1 tRNA gene is annotated in these 251 nt (G+C 53.8%); it reads left to right on the top strand.

Annotated elements, in window-relative coordinates:
• Window positions 1-178 precede the first annotated feature (178 nt).
• Window positions 179-251: transfer RNA gene (locus tag L2I46_RS29450), tRNA-Ala, on the top strand.

Raw genomic sequence — 251 nt, forward strand, 5'->3', positions numbered from 1 at the left:
TGTAGCTCAGGTGGTTAGAGCGCACCCCTGATAAGGGTGAGGTCGGTGGTTCAAGTCCACTCAGGCCTACCAAATTTTCCCTGAATACTGCGTTGTGGCAAAGCTCGCATACTTCAGTATGCTTCGCTTCACCACGCCTTGTCTCAGGAAAAATTACCGGTACAGAGATAACACCGATGGGGCTATAGCTCAGCTGGGAGAGCGCCTGCTTTGCACGCAGGAGGTCTGCGGTTCGATCCCGCATAGCTCCA

Source organism: Klebsiella sp. 2019SCSN059 (assembly GCF_021739525.1).
In the GTDB taxonomy this organism is placed as follows: Bacteria; Pseudomonadota; Gammaproteobacteria; order Enterobacterales; family Enterobacteriaceae; genus Klebsiella; species Klebsiella quasipneumoniae.